Source organism: Nitrospirillum viridazoti CBAmc (assembly GCF_000730165.1).
In the GTDB taxonomy this organism is placed as follows: domain Bacteria; phylum Pseudomonadota; class Alphaproteobacteria; order Azospirillales; family Azospirillaceae; genus Nitrospirillum; species Nitrospirillum viridazoti.
This window is the reverse complement of record NZ_CP022110.1, coordinates 1,844,388-1,863,369: the sequence shown is the minus strand read 5'-3', so window position 1 is coordinate 1,863,369 and position 18,982 is coordinate 1,844,388. Positions and strand designations below refer to the sequence as shown.

The 18,982-nt window shown below is 68.2% G+C and carries 17 protein-coding genes; 11 read left to right on the top strand and 6 right to left on the bottom strand.

What is annotated here, in order from left to right; translation table 11 throughout:
- Positions 1 to 127: 127 nt before the first annotated feature.
- Both spbR and bla read left to right on the top strand, forming a co-directional pair.
- Positions 128 to 1,234: a SpbR family protein gene (gene spbR, locus Y958_RS08560; RefSeq protein ID WP_088871665.1), complete on the top strand. Its 1,107-nt coding sequence runs from the start codon at positions 128 to 130 to the stop codon at positions 1,232 to 1,234.
- 99 nt (positions 1,235 to 1,333) lie between these two features.
- Positions 1,334 to 2,338, top strand: a complete 1,005-nt coding sequence (gene bla / locus Y958_RS08555; protein ID WP_186291129.1) for a class A beta-lactamase — start codon at positions 1,334 to 1,336, stop codon at positions 2,336 to 2,338.
- A gap of 36 nt (positions 2,339 to 2,374) precedes the next feature.
- Here bla and hrpB read toward each other — a convergent pair whose 3' ends face one another.
- A complete protein-coding gene (gene hrpB, locus Y958_RS08550; protein ID WP_088871663.1) occupies positions 2,375 to 4,882 on the bottom strand; it encodes an ATP-dependent helicase HrpB in 2,508 nt (835 codons plus the stop codon).
- Positions 4,883 to 4,977: 95 nt separating this feature from the next.
- Between hrpB and Y958_RS08545 the strand changes: the two genes are divergently transcribed.
- On the top strand, positions 4,978 to 5,334 hold the full coding sequence (locus Y958_RS08545; RefSeq protein ID WP_004273697.1) for a DUF1428 domain-containing protein: 357 nt from the start codon (positions 4,978 to 4,980) through the stop codon (positions 5,332 to 5,334).
- Between the two features lies 1 nt (position 5,335).
- Here the strand turns inward: Y958_RS08545 and Y958_RS08540 are convergent, their stop codons facing one another.
- A complete protein-coding gene (locus Y958_RS08540; RefSeq protein WP_186291128.1) occupies positions 5,336 to 5,758 on the bottom strand; it encodes a response regulator in 423 nt (140 codons plus the stop codon).
- Positions 5,759 to 6,115: 357 nt separating this feature from the next.
- On the opposite strand from Y958_RS08540, the gene Y958_RS08535 reads away from it, so the two are divergent.
- Both Y958_RS08535 and pssA read left to right on the top strand, forming a co-directional pair.
- Positions 6,116 to 6,808, top strand: coding sequence for a phosphatidylserine decarboxylase (locus tag Y958_RS08535; RefSeq protein ID WP_088871661.1), 693 nt, complete (start codon positions 6,116 to 6,118; stop codon positions 6,806 to 6,808).
- Positions 6,808 to 7,788: a CDP-diacylglycerol--serine O-phosphatidyltransferase gene (gene pssA, locus Y958_RS08530; RefSeq protein WP_088871660.1), complete on the top strand. Its 981-nt coding sequence runs from the start codon at positions 6,808 to 6,810 to the stop codon at positions 7,786 to 7,788. Before Y958_RS08535 ends, pssA begins: the two co-directional genes overlap by 1 nt.
- Before the next feature lie 7 nt (positions 7,789 to 7,795).
- On the opposite strand, the gene Y958_RS08525 is transcribed toward pssA, so the two are convergent.
- From Y958_RS08525 to Y958_RS08515, 3 genes are all read right to left on the bottom strand, one after another.
- Positions 7,796 to 8,644 (bottom strand): class I SAM-dependent methyltransferase, encoded by an 849-nt coding sequence (locus Y958_RS08525; RefSeq protein ID WP_244909237.1) that lies wholly within the window; start codon positions 8,642 to 8,644, stop codon positions 7,796 to 7,798.
- Entirely contained in the window at positions 8,641 to 8,958 is a 318-nt protein-coding gene (locus tag Y958_RS08520; protein ID WP_040848512.1) for a hypothetical protein, read from the bottom strand. Before Y958_RS08520 ends, Y958_RS08525 begins: the two co-directional genes overlap by 4 nt.
- 113 nt (positions 8,959 to 9,071) lie before the next feature.
- The gene (locus Y958_RS08515; protein WP_004273698.1) at positions 9,072 to 9,410 is read right to left on the bottom strand and encodes a hypothetical protein; all 339 of its coding nucleotides are present in this window, start codon (positions 9,408 to 9,410) and stop codon (positions 9,072 to 9,074) included.
- A 263-nt stretch (positions 9,411 to 9,673) separates the two neighbouring features.
- On the opposite strand from Y958_RS08515, the gene Y958_RS08510 reads away from it, so the two are divergent.
- Together Y958_RS08510 and Y958_RS08505 are read left to right on the top strand one after the other, a co-directional pair.
- Positions 9,674 to 10,351 (top strand): response regulator, encoded by a 678-nt coding sequence (locus Y958_RS08510; protein ID WP_186291126.1) that lies wholly within the window; start codon positions 9,674 to 9,676, stop codon positions 10,349 to 10,351.
- Positions 10,352 to 10,415: 64 nt separating this feature from the next.
- On the top strand, positions 10,416 to 10,946 hold the full coding sequence (locus tag Y958_RS08505) for a hypothetical protein (protein WP_004273263.1): 531 nt from the start codon (positions 10,416 to 10,418) through the stop codon (positions 10,944 to 10,946).
- Between the two features lie 89 nt (positions 10,947 to 11,035).
- Here Y958_RS08505 and Y958_RS08500 read toward each other — a convergent pair whose 3' ends face one another.
- Entirely contained in the window at positions 11,036 to 13,492 is a 2,457-nt protein-coding gene (locus Y958_RS08500; RefSeq protein ID WP_088871658.1) for a Tex family protein, read from the bottom strand.
- A 537-nt stretch (positions 13,493 to 14,029) separates the two neighbouring features.
- Between Y958_RS08500 and Y958_RS08495 the strand changes: the two genes are divergently transcribed.
- From Y958_RS08495 to Y958_RS08480, 4 genes are all read left to right on the top strand, one after another.
- Positions 14,030 to 14,686 (top strand): tetratricopeptide repeat protein, encoded by a 657-nt coding sequence (locus Y958_RS08495; RefSeq protein ID WP_186291125.1) that lies wholly within the window; start codon positions 14,030 to 14,032, stop codon positions 14,684 to 14,686.
- Complete coding sequence (locus Y958_RS08490) at positions 14,683 to 16,113, top strand: outer membrane protein assembly factor BamB family protein (protein WP_244909236.1); 1,431 nt, start codon at positions 14,683 to 14,685, stop codon at positions 16,111 to 16,113. Before Y958_RS08495 ends, Y958_RS08490 begins: the two co-directional genes overlap by 4 nt.
- 12 nt (positions 16,114 to 16,125) lie before the next feature.
- Positions 16,126 to 17,514: a ribosome biogenesis GTPase Der gene (gene der / locus Y958_RS08485; RefSeq protein ID WP_088871656.1), complete on the top strand. Its 1,389-nt coding sequence runs from the start codon at positions 16,126 to 16,128 to the stop codon at positions 17,512 to 17,514.
- 212 nt (positions 17,515 to 17,726) lie between these two features.
- Positions 17,727 to 18,935, top strand: coding sequence for a hypothetical protein (locus tag Y958_RS08480; RefSeq protein WP_145727704.1), 1,209 nt, complete (start codon positions 17,727 to 17,729; stop codon positions 18,933 to 18,935).
- Positions 18,936 to 18,982 lie beyond the last annotated feature (47 nt).

Genomic DNA, 18,982 nt, shown 5'->3' with positions numbered 1-18,982 from the left:
GCATGCATCGGGGGCCTTAATGGTGGTGAAGCCTGGTACCCCCGGTCCGGCCGCGCATGACGGCGGAGGGGTGGGGATGGAAAGCCAGGTGGCCGGTCGGTAGCGAAGGGAGCGGGTTGCCCTGCCAATGTCCGAGACCTTGACGCATCAGGATGTGCAACGGCTTCTGGCCGATCCATCCGCCACGACCCGCGCCGAAATGGCCACCAAGGTTGCCGCCCAGTTCGGCGCCGACCAGCTTTCCCCTTCCGAACGGGCCTTGGCCGAGGATATCGTCCGCCTGATGGCGCGCGACGCCGCCGTGCGCGTCCGTTCCGCCCTGTCGGAGAGCCTGAAGACCTATCCCGCGATTCCCCGCGACGTCGCCCTGCAACTGGCGCGCGATGTGGAAGAGGTGTCGCTGCCTTTTATCGAACTGTCGTCGGTGTTGACCGATGCCGACCTGATCGAGCTGATCAAGACCGGTTCGGAAGCCAAACAATCGGCCGTGGCCAAGCGTCCCGACGTGTCGGAGGGTGTGGCCGACGCGCTGGTGGACAATGGCGCCGAGACCGCTGTCGCCACTCTGATGGCCAACGAGGCCGCCAAGGTGACGGAAGCGGCGCTGACCCGCGTGCTGAACCGCTTCCCCAAGAGCGACGCCGTCCACGCCCCCCTGATCGAACGCGGCAGCCTGCCCGTCACCATTGCCGAGCGCCTGGTGACCATGGTGTCGGAACAGCTGCGCGAGCGGCTGGTGGAACGGCATGAACTGCCGGCCGACGTCGCCAGCGACATCGTCCTGCAGGGCCGCGAAAAGGCGACCTATGAGTTGGTGGGGGTCGCCACCGACGCCCAGCTGGAAACGCTGATTGAGCAGCTGTACCGCAACGGTCGCCTGTCACCGTCGCTGCTGCTGCGGTCGCTATGCATGGGCGACGTGGCTTTCTTCGAGGTGGCGCTGGCCCAGCTGGCCCGCATCCCCACGCCGAACGCCCGCATGCTGATCCATGATGCCGGCAAGCTGGGCATGAAGGCGCTGTTCGATCGCACCGGCATGCCGCAGTCGATCTACCCGGCCATCAAGGTGGCGCTGGATGTCGCCAGCGAGACGGAGTTCGACGGCGGCGAGCATGACCTGGAGCGCCATCGCCGCAAGATGCTGGAGCGCATCCTCACCCAGTTCGAGGAAATGGCCAGCGACGACCTGGACTATCTGCTGAGCAAGCTGACGGACCTGACCACCAAGGTCTGACCTTGGGTGGTGTGGCCGCCACGCTTCCACCATAGTTTCCGGGCACTCCTCCGTGGCCGCCGATCTTCGGCGAGCCCGAGAGGGATGGGGACCTTTTCAATGCTGACATTGACGCTGCGCGCGGCCTGCGCTGCCGCCTTGTGTCTTGCCGTCGCCGCGCCCGCCGGCGCCGGCACCCTGGACATGCCGGCGCTGCAGGCGCGCCTGGACCGCCTGGCCCACGACTTCCCCGGCCAGGCTGGCATCGCCGTGCGCGATGGCGTCACCGGTGCCGAGATGGGGGTAAAGGCGCGGGAGCGCTTTCCCGAGCAGAGCGTGTTCAAGCTGACGGTGGCCATCGCGCTGCTGGATCTGGTGGATCACGGCCGCATGGACCTGGCGCAAAAGGTCACGCTCTACCCCAAGGACCGTTCCGTCTATTGGCAGCCGCTGGCCAAGAACATCACCCCCGCCGGTTGGACCACCACGCTGGACGACCTGATGGCGCGCATGGTGGCGGACAGCGACAACGTCGCCGCCGACACCGTGCTGCGCCTGATCGGCGGCCCGGCGGCGGTGCAGGCCGCGCTGACGGCCCGGGGGCTGGATGGCATCCGCGTGGACCGGGATGAACGCCACCTGCAAAGCGACATCCTGGGCTTGACCTGGAAGGACGCCTATGTCGAACCGGCGGCATTCCGGGCTGCGGCCGACGCCGTGCCAGTCGCCACCCGCCTCGCCAAGCGTGAGGCCTATCTCAGCGACCCGCGCGACACGGCCCAGCCCGCCACCATGGCGCTGCTGCTGGACCGGCTGGACAAGGGCGAGCTGCTGAGCCCCGCCAGCACCCGCCGCCTGCTGGACATCCTGGACCACACCACCACCCAGCCCAACCGTCTGAAGGCCGGCCTGGCGGCAGGTTGGACCGTGGCGCACAAGCCCGGGGCGGGACCTTCCGTCGAAGGCGTGACCCTGGCCAACAACGACGTGGGCCTGATGACGGCGCCGGACGGCCACCGCTACGCCGTGGCGGTCTATGTCGCCAGTGTGCAAGGCCCTCGCGAGCGGGCGGATGCCTTCATCGCCAGCGTGGCGCGGGCGGTGGTCGAAAGCTGGAAGCCGTAAGCGGCGAGAGCGCGGCTTCATTTGAGGGCGCCAGAGCTAGGTCCCGCGTCGCTTGGCCCGGGCCGTCGGCTCCGCTTCCAGAGGATTATCCGGCCAGTAGTGGCGGGGGTAGCGGCCCGCCAGATCCTTCTTCACGTCGCGATAGGTGTTGGCCCAGAAGGAGGCCAGGTCGCGGGTGACCTGAATGGGGCGATGGGCCGGCGACAGCAGGTGCAGCAGCACGGGCACGCCCGCCACCGTCGGCGTCTGCGGCAGGCCAAACAGCTCCTGCAGGCGCACGGCCAGGGTGGGGACTTCACCGGAATAGTCGATGGGCAGGCGCGACCCGCTGGGCACGTCGATATGGGTGGGCGCCTGACGCTCCAGCTCCTGGCCCTGGGGCCAGTCCAGCATGCCGGTCAGTGCGCTGTGCAGGTCCAGGCGCGGCAAATGGCTGGCGCGGCTGATGCCCGGCAGGTAGGGGGCCAGCCAAGTCTCCATGGTGGCCAGCAGCGCCTCGTCCGACAGGTCGGGCCAAGTGTCGGCGCCGCCGGAGCGGTGCAGGAAGCGCACGCGTTCCCGCCACGCCTCCAGCGCCTTGGTCCAGGGCAGGGCCGTCAAGCCCATCTCGCGAATGCCGGCCATCATGGCGGCGGCCATGGCCTCGCCCGAAGGCTGGCTCAGCGCCTCATCCTTCAGCACCAGGCCGAACAGGCGGCGGCGACGACGGGCCAGCACCGCCTGTTCGCGCCCGTCCCAGCTCACCAGCTCTTCGGTCACGATACGGTCGGCGTAGACCTCCTCGATCTCCTCCCGCGTGATGGGGGCCGCCAGGTAGATACGGGCCTCGCGCGCGTCGCCGTCCAGGTCGCCCACCGCCAGCCAATCCTGGCGGGACAGGGCGTCGGCGCTGTCCAGCACCGCCCCCTTGCCGTTGGCCAGGCGGTACTGGCCCTGGCCGCCGGGGCGCTTTTGTGCCAGGCGGTCGGGATAGGCCAACGCCAGCAGGCGGCCGGCGTCCTCGCCGGTGAACGACCGGTCGGTGATGCGCAGCTGGCGCATGATCTGGCGGGCGCTTTCCCGGATCTGGCGCAGGGCGTTGCGGTCGGCCGCCCCGCCGTCCTGGCCGGACAGCAGGTCCAGCCGGCGGCGCAAATCGGCGTCGCGAGAGATGCCGCGCAGGGGATCACGCTCCTCCAGCAGGGCCGCCAGGTGGGCGGCGGCGGCACCCAATCCCAGCTCAACGCCCGTCAGCACCATGTGCGCCAGGCGTGGATGCATGCCCAGCGTGGCCATGCGTCGGCCGTGGGCGGTGATCCTGGATTCGTCATCTAAGGCGCCCAGCTGGCTCAGCAGGGTGCGGGCCTGGGCCAGGGGGGCAGCCGGCGGCAGGTCCAGCCAGGGCAAGGCGGTCACGTCGTCGACCCCCCAGGCGGCCAGCTCCAGCGCCAGGGGGGCCAGGTCGGCGCGCAGGATTTCCGGCGGGGCATAGGGCGTCAGCGCCCGGTCCGCCTGTTCACTCCACAGCCGATAGCAGACGCCGGGTTGCAGGCGCCCGGCACGCCCCCGGCGCTGGTCGGCGGAGGCACGGGAGACGCGGGCCGTTTCCAGCCGGTTCATGCCGCTGCCGGGATCGAAGCGGCCCAGGCGGGCCTGGCCGGCGTCGACCACGATGCGGATGCCGTCGATGGTCAGGCTGGTTTCGGCGATGGCGGTGGCCAGCACCACCTTGCGCTGGCCGGCCGGGGCCGGACGGATGGCCGCCTCCTGCTGGTCCAGCGCCAGGTCGCCATAGAGCGGGGCGACCACCGCGTCGCGGGGCAGGCCGAGATCGGCCAGGGCCTTTTCCGTGCGCCGGATTTCGCCGGTTCCAGGCAGGAAGACCAGGGCGCTGCCCGGTTCCTCCATCAGCGCGCGCTTGACCACGCGGGCCACGGCCGTCTCCAGCCGGTCGGTGGGCGCGGGCTCGACCCAGCGCGTCTCCACCGGGAAGGCGCGGCCCTCGCTGGTCACCATGGGGGCCGCGTCATGTCCCCCGTTGGCCAACAGCCTGGCCACGGCGGCGCCGTCCAGGGTGGCGGACATGACCAGCAGGCGCAGATCCTCGCGCAACAGGTCCTGGGCCTGCAGGCAGAAGGCCAGGGCGAGGTCGGCGTCCAGGCTGCGTTCATGGAATTCGTCAAACAGCACGATGCCCACGCCGTCCAGCGACGGGTCGCCCTGCAACTGGCGCAGGAACAGGCCTTCCGTCACGACTTCGATGCGGGTCGTCGGCCCGACGCGCGTGTCCAGGCGGACCCGGTATCCCACCGTCCCGCCCACGGTCTCGCCCAGGGTGTCGGCCATGCGCTTGGCGGCGGCGCGGGCGGCCAGGCGCCGGGGTTCCAGCATGATGATCTTCCGGCCGGCCAGCCAGGGCTGGTCCAGCAGGGCTAGGGGCACGCGTGTGGTCTTGCCGGCGCCGGGGGCGGCCTGCAGCACGGCGTTGGGCGTGCCGGCCAGGATCCGCAGCAGGTCCGGCAGCACGGCATCGATGGGAAGGGCGGTCTGGTCGATGGGCGGCATGGTGCCGTCATAGCGCGCGGGCGTGCCCGCTGCCAGCCCTTGCGATGCTTTGCTATGATGCGGTTCGCATCTCATCCGCAGGGGAGGGCTGGACCATGTACATCGTCGGCATTGTGATTCCCGTGCCTGGGGACAAGAAGGACGCCTATCGCGCCTGGTCGGAGAACAGCGCCGTGCTGTTCAAGGAATTTGGCTGCCTGGAAATCGTCGAGTCCTGGGAGGATAACGTCCCGGATGGCAAGCAGACCGACATGCGCCGGGCGGTGGCGGCCCAACCGGGGGAGAAGATTGTCTTTTCCTGGCAGGTGTGGCCGGACAAGGAGACGCTGGACGCGGCCGAGGAGAAGATGCGCGACGATACGCGCTTCGACATCCCTGGTGACATGCCGTTCGATGCCAAGCGGCTCATCTACGGCTGCTTCAGCCCGCTGCACGTCATGGGGCGCGGATAGCTCAGGCCAGGCTCAGGGTTTCCAGGCTGCGCTGGAAGTCCTCCGCCCGGTAGGGCTTGGTGATGAAGCCCAGGGAAATGGAATGGGCGCGGTTGCGCAGGATGTTGGCGTCGAGGGCGCTGGTGAACAGGCTGCGGATGCCGAAGCGCTTCCAGATGCGCTCCGCCGCTTCAACGCCGTCGTCACCCCCGCGCAGCATGACGTCCATCAGCACCAGGTCGGGACGGTGATGATCCACCGCCTCGACCGCCTCTTCCACCGACGCGGCCAGGGCGCACACCTCATGGCCCTGCTGCAACAGGATTTGCTGGAGGCCGAGGGCGATCAGCGCCTCATCCTCGACGACCACGATGCGATAACGGGGATGACGGGCCGTGGAGGACCGCTGGGTCAGTTCCCGATCGATTGTCTGTTCGGCACGCACGGCGCAGCAACCTGTCAACGTCGCAAGAAACACCAGGACGCGCCGTTGCCAGGGGCCGACCCAGATTGACTACATTTTTCCGCAAAACGACGTGAAAGGATATCCGCCCTTGCGGAGGAGACCGGTAGGCAACCTGTCATAGTTCACAGGGTCGAGCTCAGTGTGCAGCTGCCGACCTTGGCGTATGGCCAAAAAAGGCCTTGAACAGCCGGGGCGGTCCCCCCGTTAACCCGAACGATATGCATTGACACTTAAAATCCGGACCGGCCCTGTCTACACTGCGCCGGTCTACCCATCTCCCTGGGGCCCGCCTATATCCCTCGGACCCATCCCCGGGGCCGCCTTTGGAAAGTGCAAATGTCCGCTCTCAGCACCGTCATCGTGCCGATCAACCGCGCCGGTTGGCCCTTCATCCTGGCCTTCGCCGTGGTCACGCTCATCCTGTTCTGGCTCTCCACCTTCCTGGGCTGGATCGGGGTGATCCTGACGGCATGGTGCGCCTACTTCTTCCGGGACCCCGACCGCGTGGTGCCCACCCGACCCGGCCTGATGGTCAGTCCGGCCGACGGCCTGGTGCAGATGATCACCAAGGCGGTGCCGCCGCCCGAGCTGGGCATGGGGCCGGAGCCGCTGACCCGCATCAGCATTTTCCTGAACGTGTTCAACGTGCATATCAACCGCACCCCCATCGAGGGCACGGTGACGCGCGCCGAGTACCACCCGGGCAAGTTCCTGAACGCCGCCCTGGACAAGGCCAGCGACCTGAACGAGCGCATGAGCATCCGCCTGGCCATGCCCAATGGGCGCGAGATCGCCTTCGTGCAGATCGCCGGCTTGGTGGCCCGTCGCATCATCTGCACCCTGAAGCCGGGGCAGAGCGTGTCGACCGGTGAGCGCTACGGCCTGATCCGCTTCGGCAGCCGCACCGACATCTACCTGCCGGACGGCGTGCAGCCCCTGGTGGTCGTGGGGCAGAAGGCCCTGGGCGGCGAGACCATCCTGGCCGACCTGGCCAGTGCCGAGCCGCAGCGTCAGGGCGTGGTGCGCTGATGGTGCAACGTCCCCCGAGGACAGGCGGGGGCGCGCTGGGACGGCGGCGCCGGGCCATCCGGCCGCCGCGCCTGGGAGGCCTCACCATCAACAAGCTGTTGCCCAACATGCTGACGGTGCTGGCTTTGTCGGCCGGCATGACCGGCATCCGCTTCGCCACCGAGCAGCGTTGGGAACATGCGGTCGTCGCCATCGTGGTCGCGGCCGTGCTGGACGCGCTGGACGGCCGCATCGCCCGCCTGCTGAACGCGCAGAGCAAGTTCGGGGCGGAACTGGACAGCCTGTCCGACGTGGTCAGCTTCGGCGTGGCTCCGGCCATGATCCTGTACATGTGGGGCCTGAACGAGGCGCGCAGCTTCGGCTGGATCGCCTGCCTGCTGTTCGGGGCTTGCGCCGCCCTGCGGCTGGCGCGCTTCAACACCGCCCTGGGATCGGCCGCGCAGAAGCCGGTGTGGGCCTACAACTACTTCACCGGCGTGCCGGCCCCGGCCGGCGCCGGCCTGGCCCTGTTGCCCATCGTCGCCAGTTTCGAGATGGGGCGCACGGTCGTGGGCCACCCGGCCTTCGTCGTGGTGTGGACCGTGGGCATGGCGGCGCTGATGATCAGCGCCATCCCCACCTTTTCCCTGAAGGGGCTGCGCATCCACCCGCGCTATGTCGTCTTCATTTTCCTGGGCCTGGTGCTGCTGGCAGCCGGTGTCGTCAGCGCGCCCTGGACCACCCTGCTGATCCTGGGCGTGGGCTATCTCGCCACGCTGCCCTTCAGCGTGCGCCAGTACCAGCGCCTGATGACCCAGGCGGAATCGCTGGTGGGTGCCGAGCCGGAAGGGCCAGAGGGCGTGATGACAGAGGGGGCAATGATGGAGGGCACCATGACGGACGGCGCCGTGGCCCCGGAAAGCGTGGTGGACCCAGTGGTGAACGCGACGGCCGGCCAACCGCCGGTGCCGCCAACCGATGGGACGCCGCCGCAGCCCTGACCAACCCTTACTTGTGAGCCACCAACAGCCGGGCGTGGAGATGGACGGGTATTTTCCCGTCCAGTTTCGTTTCCAGCGCCACCGCGGCGGCGATGCGATCTTCCACCGCCGCGCGCCCCTCGGCCGACATCCGGGCCAGGGCGGGGGTGAAGGCCATGTCCAGGGTGGGGCGCCAGAAGGGCTTGGCGGGGTCGGCCAGGGCCGACTGTTCCAGCGAGGTTTCCGACACGGTGTCAAAGCCCGCGTCCAGGAACAGGCGGCCCAACGCGCCCTCTTCGGCGAAGCGGAACAGCACGGCCAACTCCGGCACGCCGCCCAGCGCTTCATCCAGAAGGCGGAACAGGGTGTTGCCGACCTTCGGGCCCCAGCACAGCAAGGCCGCGATGCCACCCGGCCGCAGGACGCGATGCATCTCGGCCACGGCGCCGGCCGCATCCGGCACGAACATCAGGCCGAAGCGGCAGCTGATCCGGTCCACGCTGGCGGGGGCCAGGGGCAGGGCGGTCATGTCGGCCGCCAGGAAGGAAAGGGCGGCGACGCCGGCCCCGCGCCGGCGGGCGCCGGCCAGCATGGCAGGCACAAGGTCGCTGGCCAGCACGCGTCCCCCTTCGGAGCCCTGGGCCGGATTCATATCCTTGGCCGCGGTGATCGCCGGTTCACCGGCGCCGCTGGCCAAATCCAGAAGGGTGTGGTGTGGCTGCAGCGCCAGCGCGGCCAGCAGCGGCTGGTTCAGGCGCGCGGCGGGGTCCGCCATGCTGTCGGCCCAGCGGTCCCAGGCCTGGCTGCTGTCATGCCAGCGGCGGATCTCCCGTTCGCGAACGGGATGTGGGTCGGCGGCCGGGCCGCCGGCGCTCAATGCAGAACCCTGGGGTGGTAATCCTGCGGCTCATGGCCGCCATCGGCCAGGCGGTGGCGCAGCATATCCACCTCTTCCGTCAGGCGCTGGTTGAATTCACCCAGCCGTTCCACCTGGCCGGCCAGGTCGGTCAGGTCGCGCTGTAGCCGCGTCAGGTGGTCCGACGCGGTGCGGGCCAGATTTGACTGGCGCACGGCCAGGCGGCCCAGGCGGCGCCAGACATAGCCAATGGTCATGGCGGTGGCGGCCAGCACCGCCGCGCAGGCGAAGACCAGGAACAGGGCGGGGTGGGCGTTGTCCAACTGCGAAAGCATGTGCGTTCAACCATGGCGGCCGCGGTTCAGGGCGGCGGTCGAAGGGGGCGGTGACCTTTTCTACAAATAAGCGTGGCACCGTCTGGTGAAAAGGCCGCGTGTGCGGCCGCGCCTCACGACAGGCTGGTGGTGGGCTCGGCCACGGTTTCCGGCGTCAGGGCGGCCAGCTTGTCACCGAAGGCGCGCAGAACCGGCAGGAAACGGTCGATCTGGTCGCGGGTGACGTGGGCGTCCGTGCGCAGGATGATGTCGGGTGCCGCCTGCAGCAGCTGAGTCATGCGGAAAGGGCCGATCTGATCATCCAGGAACATGGACAGTCCCATCAGCATGCCCAGGGTCACGTCGTCCGGCGCGCTGGGGGTGTTCAGCACATCGTGCAGCTGTTCCATCAGCGTGTAGGTCAGGACGGACGTGCGTTCGATGAGGTTGTTCTGGGGGATAGGCCGGGACATGGGACTGGCGCTCCTTATCAACACCTGCCCGGTGCAGGGACCCGCGTGCGGCGGCTCCATCCGGGGATGAGCGAACCATAGGCCGCCTCTCGTCACCAAACCGTTAACTGCGCAAGAACGGCGCGCATACCGCACTGTGCGAGGGGATAGGGTGAAGATCGGATGCGGCGCGCAGTATGGTTCCCGCCGCATTAACCCCGCGCGCGAGACAATGGAAGGGGCTACACTGCCGGCCACACAGGGGTCGGCTGGCATCAGGCGATATGGCATCAGCAAAGTCCGGAAAATACTACCGCCTGGACGGCTTGAGCGTTCTGGTGGCCGACGACAACCGCTTCGTGCGCACCATCTTGGTCACGGTGCTGCGGGGCCTGGGCGTCGGCCGCGTGCTGCAGGCGGAGAATGGCGAGGAGGCGACCGCCATCCTGGACGTGTCGACGCAAATCCAGGGGGCCAGTGACATCGACATCGTCTTTGCCGATCATCTCATGGCGCCGGTGGATGGGCTGGAGTTGCTGAAGTGGGTGCGTGAGCACGACCACGACAAGCTGAAGTTCATGCCCTACATCATGATGAGCGGCGAGGCGGATGAGAACGCCGTGCGCATGGCGCGCGACGGCGGGGTCACTGAATACTTGGCCAAACCCATGTCGGTGGCCAATGTCGCTTCGCGCCTGGTGGCCATCGTCGACAAGCCGCGGCCCTTCATTCGCGCGCCGGGCTATATCGGGCCTGATCGGCGGCGGCAGACCTTGCCCTATGCGGGGGACGATCGCCGCGTGATGACGGGCCGCCGCGTGACGCTGGACGGGGCACAGGCGCCCATCGAGGACGAGGCGCTGCCGCCCGTTGGCCAGGCCGTGCCCGAGGTGGCCGCCGAGGAGGCGGGCGGGGCCGTTGGGGCGGAAGCGGCGCCCCCCTCGCCGGAAACTTTGGGCTAACACGGATGGTGGGACATGCCGACTGGCTTTTGGAAAGTTGTGATCCCTTATGGGAGGGACGGGTATGACCGACAAGTCCGATAAAGGCCTGCCTGGGAAGGGCACCCGGGTGGTGGAGATCATCGAGCTGCCGAACAAGTTGCGCGCCAAGGTCGGCGGGGCGGCGGGCAAGCCTGGGCAAATCGACCCGGCGGCCATCGATCGGGCGAGCCGCCACGTGGCCCGCATGGCAGAGGCGCACCAGGCCCAGACCCGCATCGACCTGACCACGTTGCAGGCCGCCTTCGAACAGGCCAAGCGCGACACGGAACATCGCGTCCAGCATCTGCGCAAGGTCTACAAGATTTCCGATGGGATCATGACCCTGGGCCGGACCTTCGGCTACAACCTGCTGTCCGATTTCGCCAATTCCATGAACCACTTCCTGGTGGATCTGGAAAATCCCACCGATGCCCTGCTGACGGTGGTGGGCCTGCACATCGATGCCATGCATGTCGTGGTGCGCGACGACATCAAGGGCGACGGCGGTGAGCTGGGGCAGGCCCTGACCAAATCGCTGGCCCTGGCCCGCGCCAAGCTGATTCATAAGCGTTAACGGAGCCCGCTCAGGCGCCGGGCGGACGCGGTCGTGTCCTGCGCCCGCATGAGGACTGGCCTCATGCGGGTGGGAGTGCTCTTGGTTGCTTACTTGTCCTTGCGGGCGCGGGCGAAGGCGTCTGCCAGGGCGCCGCCGAAGGCGTTGCCGAAGCTGCCGCCGCGCGATTCCTGGGCCTTGCCGCCGCCCTGGTGGGGACGGGGGCCGCCGCCCGGCTTGCCGTCGCGGTCACCGCCCTTGTAGCCGTTGCCCGGTGCCCCCTGAGGGCGGCTGCCGCTGAGGCCGCGATTGTCGTTGCGGTTCCCGGGGCGATTCCCGGGGCGGGCGTCCTCCTGGCGTGGGCCATTGCCGGCCGGACGGGCTGCCTGTTCTTCCAGCCGCATGGTCAGGGCGACGCGGCGGCGCTTTAGGTCCACCTCCAGCACCTTGACCTTGACGATGTCGCCGGCGGTGACGACGGCATGCGGATCCTTCACGAACTTGCCGGCCAGCTGGCTGATGTGCACCAGGCCGTCCTGGTGCACGCCCACGTCGACGAAGGCGCCGAAGGCGGTGACGTTGGTGACCACGCCTTCCAGCACCATGCCGGGCTGAAGGTCCTTCAGTTCCTCCACGCCGTCCTTGAAGGCGGCAGTCTTGAACTCGGGGCGCGGGTCGCGGCCGGGCTTCTCCAGTTCCTTAAGGATATCCTCAACCGTTGGGATGCCGAAACGATCGTCGGCGTAGTCGGCCGGATCCAGGCTGCGCAGGAAGGGCACGTCGCCGATCAGCGTCGCCAAGGTGCGCCCGGTCTTGGCCAGGATACGCTCCACCACCGTGTAGGATTCGGGGTGCACGGCAGACCCATCCAGGGCGGTGTCGCCGTCGCGGATGCGCAGGAAGCCGGCGGCCTGTTCGAAGGCCTTGGGGCCCAGGCGCGACACGTCCAACAGCTGGCGGCGGTTGCGGAAGGCGCCGTGGGCATCACGGTAATCGACGATGTTGCGGGCGATGCTGTCGCTCAGGCCCGACACCCGGGCCAGCAGGGGCACCGAGGCGGTGTTGAGGTCCACGCCCACGCCGTTCACGCAATCCTCGACCACGGCGTCCAGGGTGCGGGCCAGCTTGGTGGGGCTGACGTCATGCTGGTATTGGCCGACGCCGATGGACTTCGGATCGATCTTCACCAGTTCGGCCAGCGGGTCCTGCAGGCGCCGCGCGATGGAGACGGCGCCGCGCAGGCTGACGTCCAGGTTGGGGAATTCCTTGGCCGCCACTTCCGATGCGGAATAGACCGAGGCGCCAGCCTCCGAGACCATGATCTTGGTCAGTTTCAGCTGCGGGAACTGGGCCATGACGTCGGCGGCCAGCTTGTCCGTCTCGCGCGAGGCCGTGCCGTTGCCGATGGCGATCAGGCCGACATTGTGCCGGCCGGCCAAGGCCGCCAGCGTGGCGACCGAGCCCACCCAGTCGCGGCGCGGCTCGTGCGGGTAGATGGTGGTGGTCTCCAGCAGCTTGCCGGTGGCGTCCACCACGGCGACCTTCACACCGGTGCGGATGCCCGGATCCAGCCCCAGGGTGGCGCGCTGGCCGGCGGGCGGCGCCAGCAACAGGCCCTTCAGGTTGCGGCCGAAGACGGCGATGGCCTCATCCTCCGCCCGGTCGCGCACCGTGCCCATCAGGTCCAGTTCCAGATGCAGGGCGATCTTGGTGCGCCAGGCCCAGCGGCAGGTGTCCAGCAGCCAGCGGTCGGCGGGCCGGCCCCGGTCCTGGATGCCGAATCGGTTGGCGATGGCCGCCTCGCAGGGGTGTTGCTGCCCGGGGGCGGGGTCCTCGCCCACCTTCATGGCCAGGTCCAGGATGCCGCCGGCGCGGCCGCGGAACAGGGCCAGGGCGCGGTGCGAGGGCAGGTTGGCCAGGGGCTCCGCCTTGTCGAAATAGTCGGAGAACTTGGCGCCCTCCTCGGCCTTGCCCTCCACGACGGTGGAGACGATGCGGCCGTGTTCCTGGCAATAGCCGCGCAGGAAGCCCAGCAGCTCGGCGTTCTCGCCCATGCGCTCCACCAGGATGGCGCGGGCGCCGTCCTGGGCCGCCTTGGTGTCGGCCACGCCCTTCTCTGCATCGACATAGGGGGCGGCGCTGGTTTCCGGATCGTGGGTCGGATCGTTCAGCAGCAGGTCGGCCAAGGGCTCCAGCCCCGCCTCCCGCGCGATCATGGCCTTGGTCCGGCGTTTGGGCTTATAGGGCAGGTACAAATCCTCCAGCCGCGTCTTGGTGTCGGCTGTCGCGATCTGGGTCTGCAATTCGGGCGTCAGCTTGCCCTGCTCCTCGATGGATTTCAGGATGGCGGCGCGCCGCTCCTCCATCTCACGCAGGTAGCGCAGGCGTTCATCCAGGGTGCGCAGTTGCGTGTCATCCAGGCCGCCGGTCGCCTCCTTGCGGTAGCGGGCGATGAAAGGCACGGTCGAGCCTTCGTCCAGCAGGGCAACTGCCGCCGCCACCTGTTCGGGGCGGGCGGATAGTTCGGTGGCGATAAGGCCGACGATGCGGCGCGCGGTATCGGTCATGGCGGCTTTGGATCAGGCGTGGTGGCAGCGGCAGGTGCCCCCGGACGGGGGCCTAGGCTCATTACCGCGACGCGGCGGGGATCGCCAGTCTTTGCTGCGCCTACTCCCTTGGACAGGGCTTATCCACCTTTCGGGCAGGGAATCGGGCCGGCCGCCGGCGCACTACCCGTGGCTGTTTCAAGGCACCCGCCACTATTCCTGGGGCGTCGTCGCGGCCGGCCTTTCTCTTTTGGACAGGGGAGGGACGTTTTTCCGTGTGTCGCTCCACAGACTTATCCACAAGGTCGGATTATTTCGCGAAGCAAAAACAACGGACCGATAGGAAATGCCCTCTCCGCCCGTGCCAAGGGCGACTGATTTAATCTATGCTGCCCGCCCGGCCGCAATTGGCGGGGCGCCGCCGCTGGGCTTCAGGGGATGGCGGGCAGGGGGGATTGGGGGACATTCGATCCGGACTTTCCTTGACCGTCACGCGCCCCTCTGGTATCGGCGCGGATTGCTGTTATGGTGCCGGCCTCGGTGTCGAAGAGTGAGCTGATGAGCGATATTTTTCGCGAGGTCGATGACGACCTTCGCCGTGAACGACTGGAAAAACTGTGGCGCCAGGTGGGGCCTTACCTGCTGGTGGGGGCCGTGGCCATCCTGGCGGGCACAGCCGCCTACGTGGCCTGGGACCAGTACCGCACCCGCCAGGCGATCGAGCGCACCAGCGCCCTGATATCCGCCACGGAAAAGGTGTCGCCCGCGATTGAGAGCGGCAACGCCAAAGACGCGCTGGCCGCCCTGGCGGCAGTTACGCCCAAGCTGGGTGGCGCGCCGGCTACGTTGGCCCGCCTGCAGGAGGCCGGGCTGAAGGCTGCCAGCGGCGACGCCGCCGGCGCCATCGCCCTCTATGACCAAATCGCCGGCAGCGCCGACAACGATCCGCTGTTCCGCGACCTGGCGCAGATCCTGGCCGTGATGCAGCAGGTGGACACCGGCAACCCCGCGCAGCTGCAGTCCCGTATCGCGGGCCTGACCAAGGGGCCGTGGCGCTATACCGCGCAGGAACTGTCGGGCCTGCTGTATCTGCGTGCCAACGACCTGGCCAAGGCCAGGGAGATTTTCCAGTCCCTGTCTGTCGATCCGGCCGCACCCCAGGGCGTCCGCGCCCGCGCCGCCGATCTCGTCGCCCTCTACGCCGAGCAGAAATGACCAACAAGAACGCCGTCACCGGCCTGCCCTCCACCGAGGCCTTCGCCCGTGCCCCCGCCGCCCGGCCGTCGTCCGCCCGCCCCATGCGGGTCCGCCGCGCCGTCGGCCTCAGCACCGCGCTGGTGGCCTGCATGCTGATGACCGGGTGCAGCATGTTCGACTGGCTGGGTTTCGGCGATGACAACAAACCGAAGGAAAAGCTGGCGGGCAACCGCATCTCGGTGCTGCAGCTGGATCAGCAGATCGAGCCGGACAGCCAGGCCCAGTCCAAGCAGGTGACCCTGCCGGACGCGGTGACCAACACCGACTGGGCCCAGCCTGGCGGCAACGCGGCCCACAATCCGGGTCACGTCACGCTGCCCAAGACCCTGAAAGAGGCCTGGAAGGTCAGCATCGAGGGGTCCTCCAGCGATAACCGGCTGCTGGACGGCCCGGTCGTTTCCGAGGGCAAGGTCTATCTGCTGGACACCGACTTCGTGCTGCACGCCTTCGACGAGGCCACCGGCAAGAAGATCTGGGACAGCGAGATGAAGCGGCCGGACCAGGAAGGTTCCGCCATGGGCGGCGGTGTCGCGGTTGGCGACGGCGCGGTGTTCGTCACCACCGGTTACGGTGAGGCCATCAAGGTTGATCCCAAGGACGGCAAGGTCACCTGGCGGCAGCGTATCGCCGCTCCCATCCGTTCCGGCCCCACGGTCGCCGGCGGCCGCGTGTTCGTCGTGACCATCGACAACCAGTGCATCGTCCTGGCGTCCAACAACCGCGTGCTGCAGTGGACGCACGCCGGTTTCCCGGAGCCGGCGGCCCTGCTGGGCGGCGCCAGCGCCGCGGTCGAGAACGACATCACCATCATCCCCTATTCCTCGGGTGAGCTGTACGCCCTACGTGTCGACAACGGCCATCCGGCGTGGAGCGACAACCTGGCGTCCTCGCGCCGGGGCGCCAACCTGGCCAACCTGGCGGACATCAAGGGCTTGCCCGTGGTGGATCGCGGGCTTGTCTATGCCATCAGCTATTCCGGCCGCATGGTTGCCATCGACCAGCGCACCGGCCAGCACGTCTGGGAACAGGACGTGGGCGGCCAGAACCAGCCGGCCGTGGTCGGCGACTGGGTGTTCGTCGTGAACAACGAGGCCCAGCTGGTCGCGCTGACGCGCGACACCGGCCGTGTCCGCTGGATCAAGCAGCTGGAACGCTGGGAGAATCCGGAGAAGCGCAAGGATCCGATTAACTGGGTTGGTCCTATTGCAGCCGGTGGACGCTTGATTATGGCCAACAGCCTGGGGCAGGTTGTGGAAGCGTCGCCCACCAACGGCGACATCCTCAACAAGATGGAGTTCGACGACCCGATCAGCGTTGCCCCCATTGTGGTCAACAACACCCTGTTTGTGCTGACGGACGACGGCGATCTCTTCGCGTATCGATAAGGCGTTTTAGTTATGGCGAGTCCCCGCCGCTTGACGGTCGCTATCATCGGCCGGCCCAATGTCGGCAAGTCGACTCTGTTCAATCGACTTGCCGGTAAGAAGCTGGCCATTGTCGACGATACCCCGGGCGTCACCCGGGACTGGCGATCCGCCGACGGCTACCTGGCCGGCATCGAGCTGACGGTGGTGGACACCGCCGGCTTGGAAGAGGCGTTCGACGACAGCCTGGAGGCGCGCATGCGCCGCCAGACGGAACGCGCGATTGAACGGGCCGACGTCGGCCTGTTCATCGTCGACGCCCGGGCCGGCATCACGCCGCTGGACCGCCACTTCGCCGCCTGGCTGCGCAAGGGCAAGACACCCATCATCCTGGTGGCCAACAAGTGCGAGGGCAACGCCGGCAAGCCCGGGCTCATGGAATGCTATGAGCTGGGGCTGGGCGATCCGGTCCCCCTGTCCGCCGAGCATGGCGAGGGCATGGCCGACCTGGTGGACGCCCTGACCCCCTACCTGCCTCCCGACGCGCCGGAGGAAGAGGTGGAGGAGGCCGAAGGCCCCCTGGACGACGAGGCGGCCGAGGCCCGGGACAACGCCAAGCCCCTGCAACTGGCCATCGTCGGCCGGCCCAACGTGGGCAAGTCCACCCTGCTGAACAGCCTGTTGGGCGAGGAGCGCGTGCTGACCGGCCCCGAGGCCGGCATGACCCGCGACGCCATCGCTGCGGAGTGGACCTGGCGTGATCGCCCGGTGAAGCTGGTCGATACCGCCGGCCTGCGCCGCCGCGCCCGCGTGGAAGACAAGCTGGAAAAGCTGGCAGTGGCCGACACCCTGCGGGTCGTGCGCATGGCCCACGTGGTGGTGCTGGTGCTGGATGCCGACGCCATCCTGGACAAGCAGGACCTGACCATCGCCCGCCAGGTGATCGAGGAAGGCCGCGGCCTGGTCATCGCCGTCAACAAGTGGGACGCCGTGGCCAACCGCGCCGAGGCCCTGCAGCAGCTGAGCGACCGGCTGGAGACGTCGCTGCCGCAGGTGCGGGGCATTCCCACCATCACCATCTCCGCCCTGAAGCAGCAGAAGCTGGACGTCCTGCTGGACGCGGCGTTCGAGGTCTACCGCCTGTGGAACCGCCGCATCCCCACGGCCCAGCTGAACCGTTGGCTGCAGGGCATGCTCGAATCGCACCCGCCGCCCTTGGTGGATGGCCGCCGCCTGAAGATCCGCTACATGACCCAGGTGAAGGCCCGCCCGCCGACCTTCGCCCTGTTCAGCAGCCGCCCGGTGGAAATTCCGGAACATTACACGCGCTACCTGATCAATGGCCTGCGCGAGACGTTCAAGCTGCCGGCCGTTCCCCTACGCTTCCTGCTGCGCAAGGGCAGCGACAACCCGTTCGACTGACCCGGCGGTGGCCAGTTCTTGCGGCCCGGTTATTGGGGTTGATTGCCCGTCGTAAAAAGGGAAGTGGTCATCCGCTTCCCTTTTTTGTTGGGAATATCCGGAAGGCGGTGGCTTTTCTATTTTCTTCTGAGGGCGGGGGTGATCGCCTATAGTGTCATTGAAAGTCGAATCCGGGCCGCCGGGTCGCGAGGCTGGGGACGCAGGGCTGGGACATGGGATTGAAATTCCGCAGCTGCAAGTTTGAGCTGCTGGGCCTGGAAGAGGGCCGCTGGACCATCCTTTTCATTGGCGACACCGAGGAAATGGCGGTGACCGAGGCCAACCGCCGGCTGGCCCAGGGCAAGCTGAAGGCCGTGCGCGTCATGGCCGTGCGCACGGTCATGAACGCCTTTCCCACCGGCACCCTGGTGTTCGAGAAGACCGCGCCCGAGGTGGTGAAGCCCAGCGTGCTGCGCGAGGCGCCGGATGGCACGCCGCTCTGCTCCGCGCCGGAGGACCTGTACGGCCGTCAGTCGCGCCGCGCCATCGCGCTGATCTTGAGGGATTACCTGACGCGCCAGCAGATCACCCCGACAGAGCTGCTGCACGGGGCCACCCACCTCCGCCGGTTGCAGGACACCGGCGCCATGCTGCAGGCGGCCCTGCACAAGGCGGCCACGGTACAGTCCAAGGTGACGGGCCAGAATACCCGCGCCCGTATCGCCGACCTGGACCGCTATGTCGACGTCGTCGCCCAGAAGGCCCGCGACTTCCAGGCGAACAGCCGCAAATGGTCCGTGCCCCTGAACGGCGGCGCGGCGGAGCTCAGCACCGCGGTGGAACGGCTGGTGGGACCGGAAGGCCACGACCATGCCTTTTATAGCCTGCTGACTGTGCGCCTGTCGGGCATCCGCACCCTGGGCGGCAAGCTGGAGGAGGTGATGCGGCTGGCCACGCCGGAAACGCCCTGGCGATTGCAGGAAATGCTGGGCGGCATTGCCGCCGACCTCCTGCGTTTTTCCGACGTCATCCAGGACCTGTTCGGCAACCAGCGCTGCCTGTCCGATTTCCTGATCGCGCTGATCGACCTGTTGCGCGACCCGGCGGCCGTGGCGGCGAAGGCCGAGGCTGAAAGCAAGGTGCCCACGCCCATGGGCCTGCTGGCCCGGCTGCTGGCCGATGACCGACTGCCGGAGGGGCGGGAAGTATTGCTGGAATGGCTGACCACGGAGCTGGCCAGCGAGCATCCGTTGAACCGTCACGACCCCAAGAGCGAAGGCAGCGAGCTTACCCGCGTCGCCGTGGCGCTGACGGCCGATGGCGCCATCGTCGGGGGGGAGGTCGTGGAACAAGCGCTGGCGGCGCGCCGCCTGATCCAGCGCCAACAGACCCTGCGCGGCGAGGGCCTGCATATGATCGCCGACAGCCTGAAGCCGAACTGACCCAGCCAGCCGATGGGCGCCCGGGAGGGGCGCCTTCGGGGAGGGCG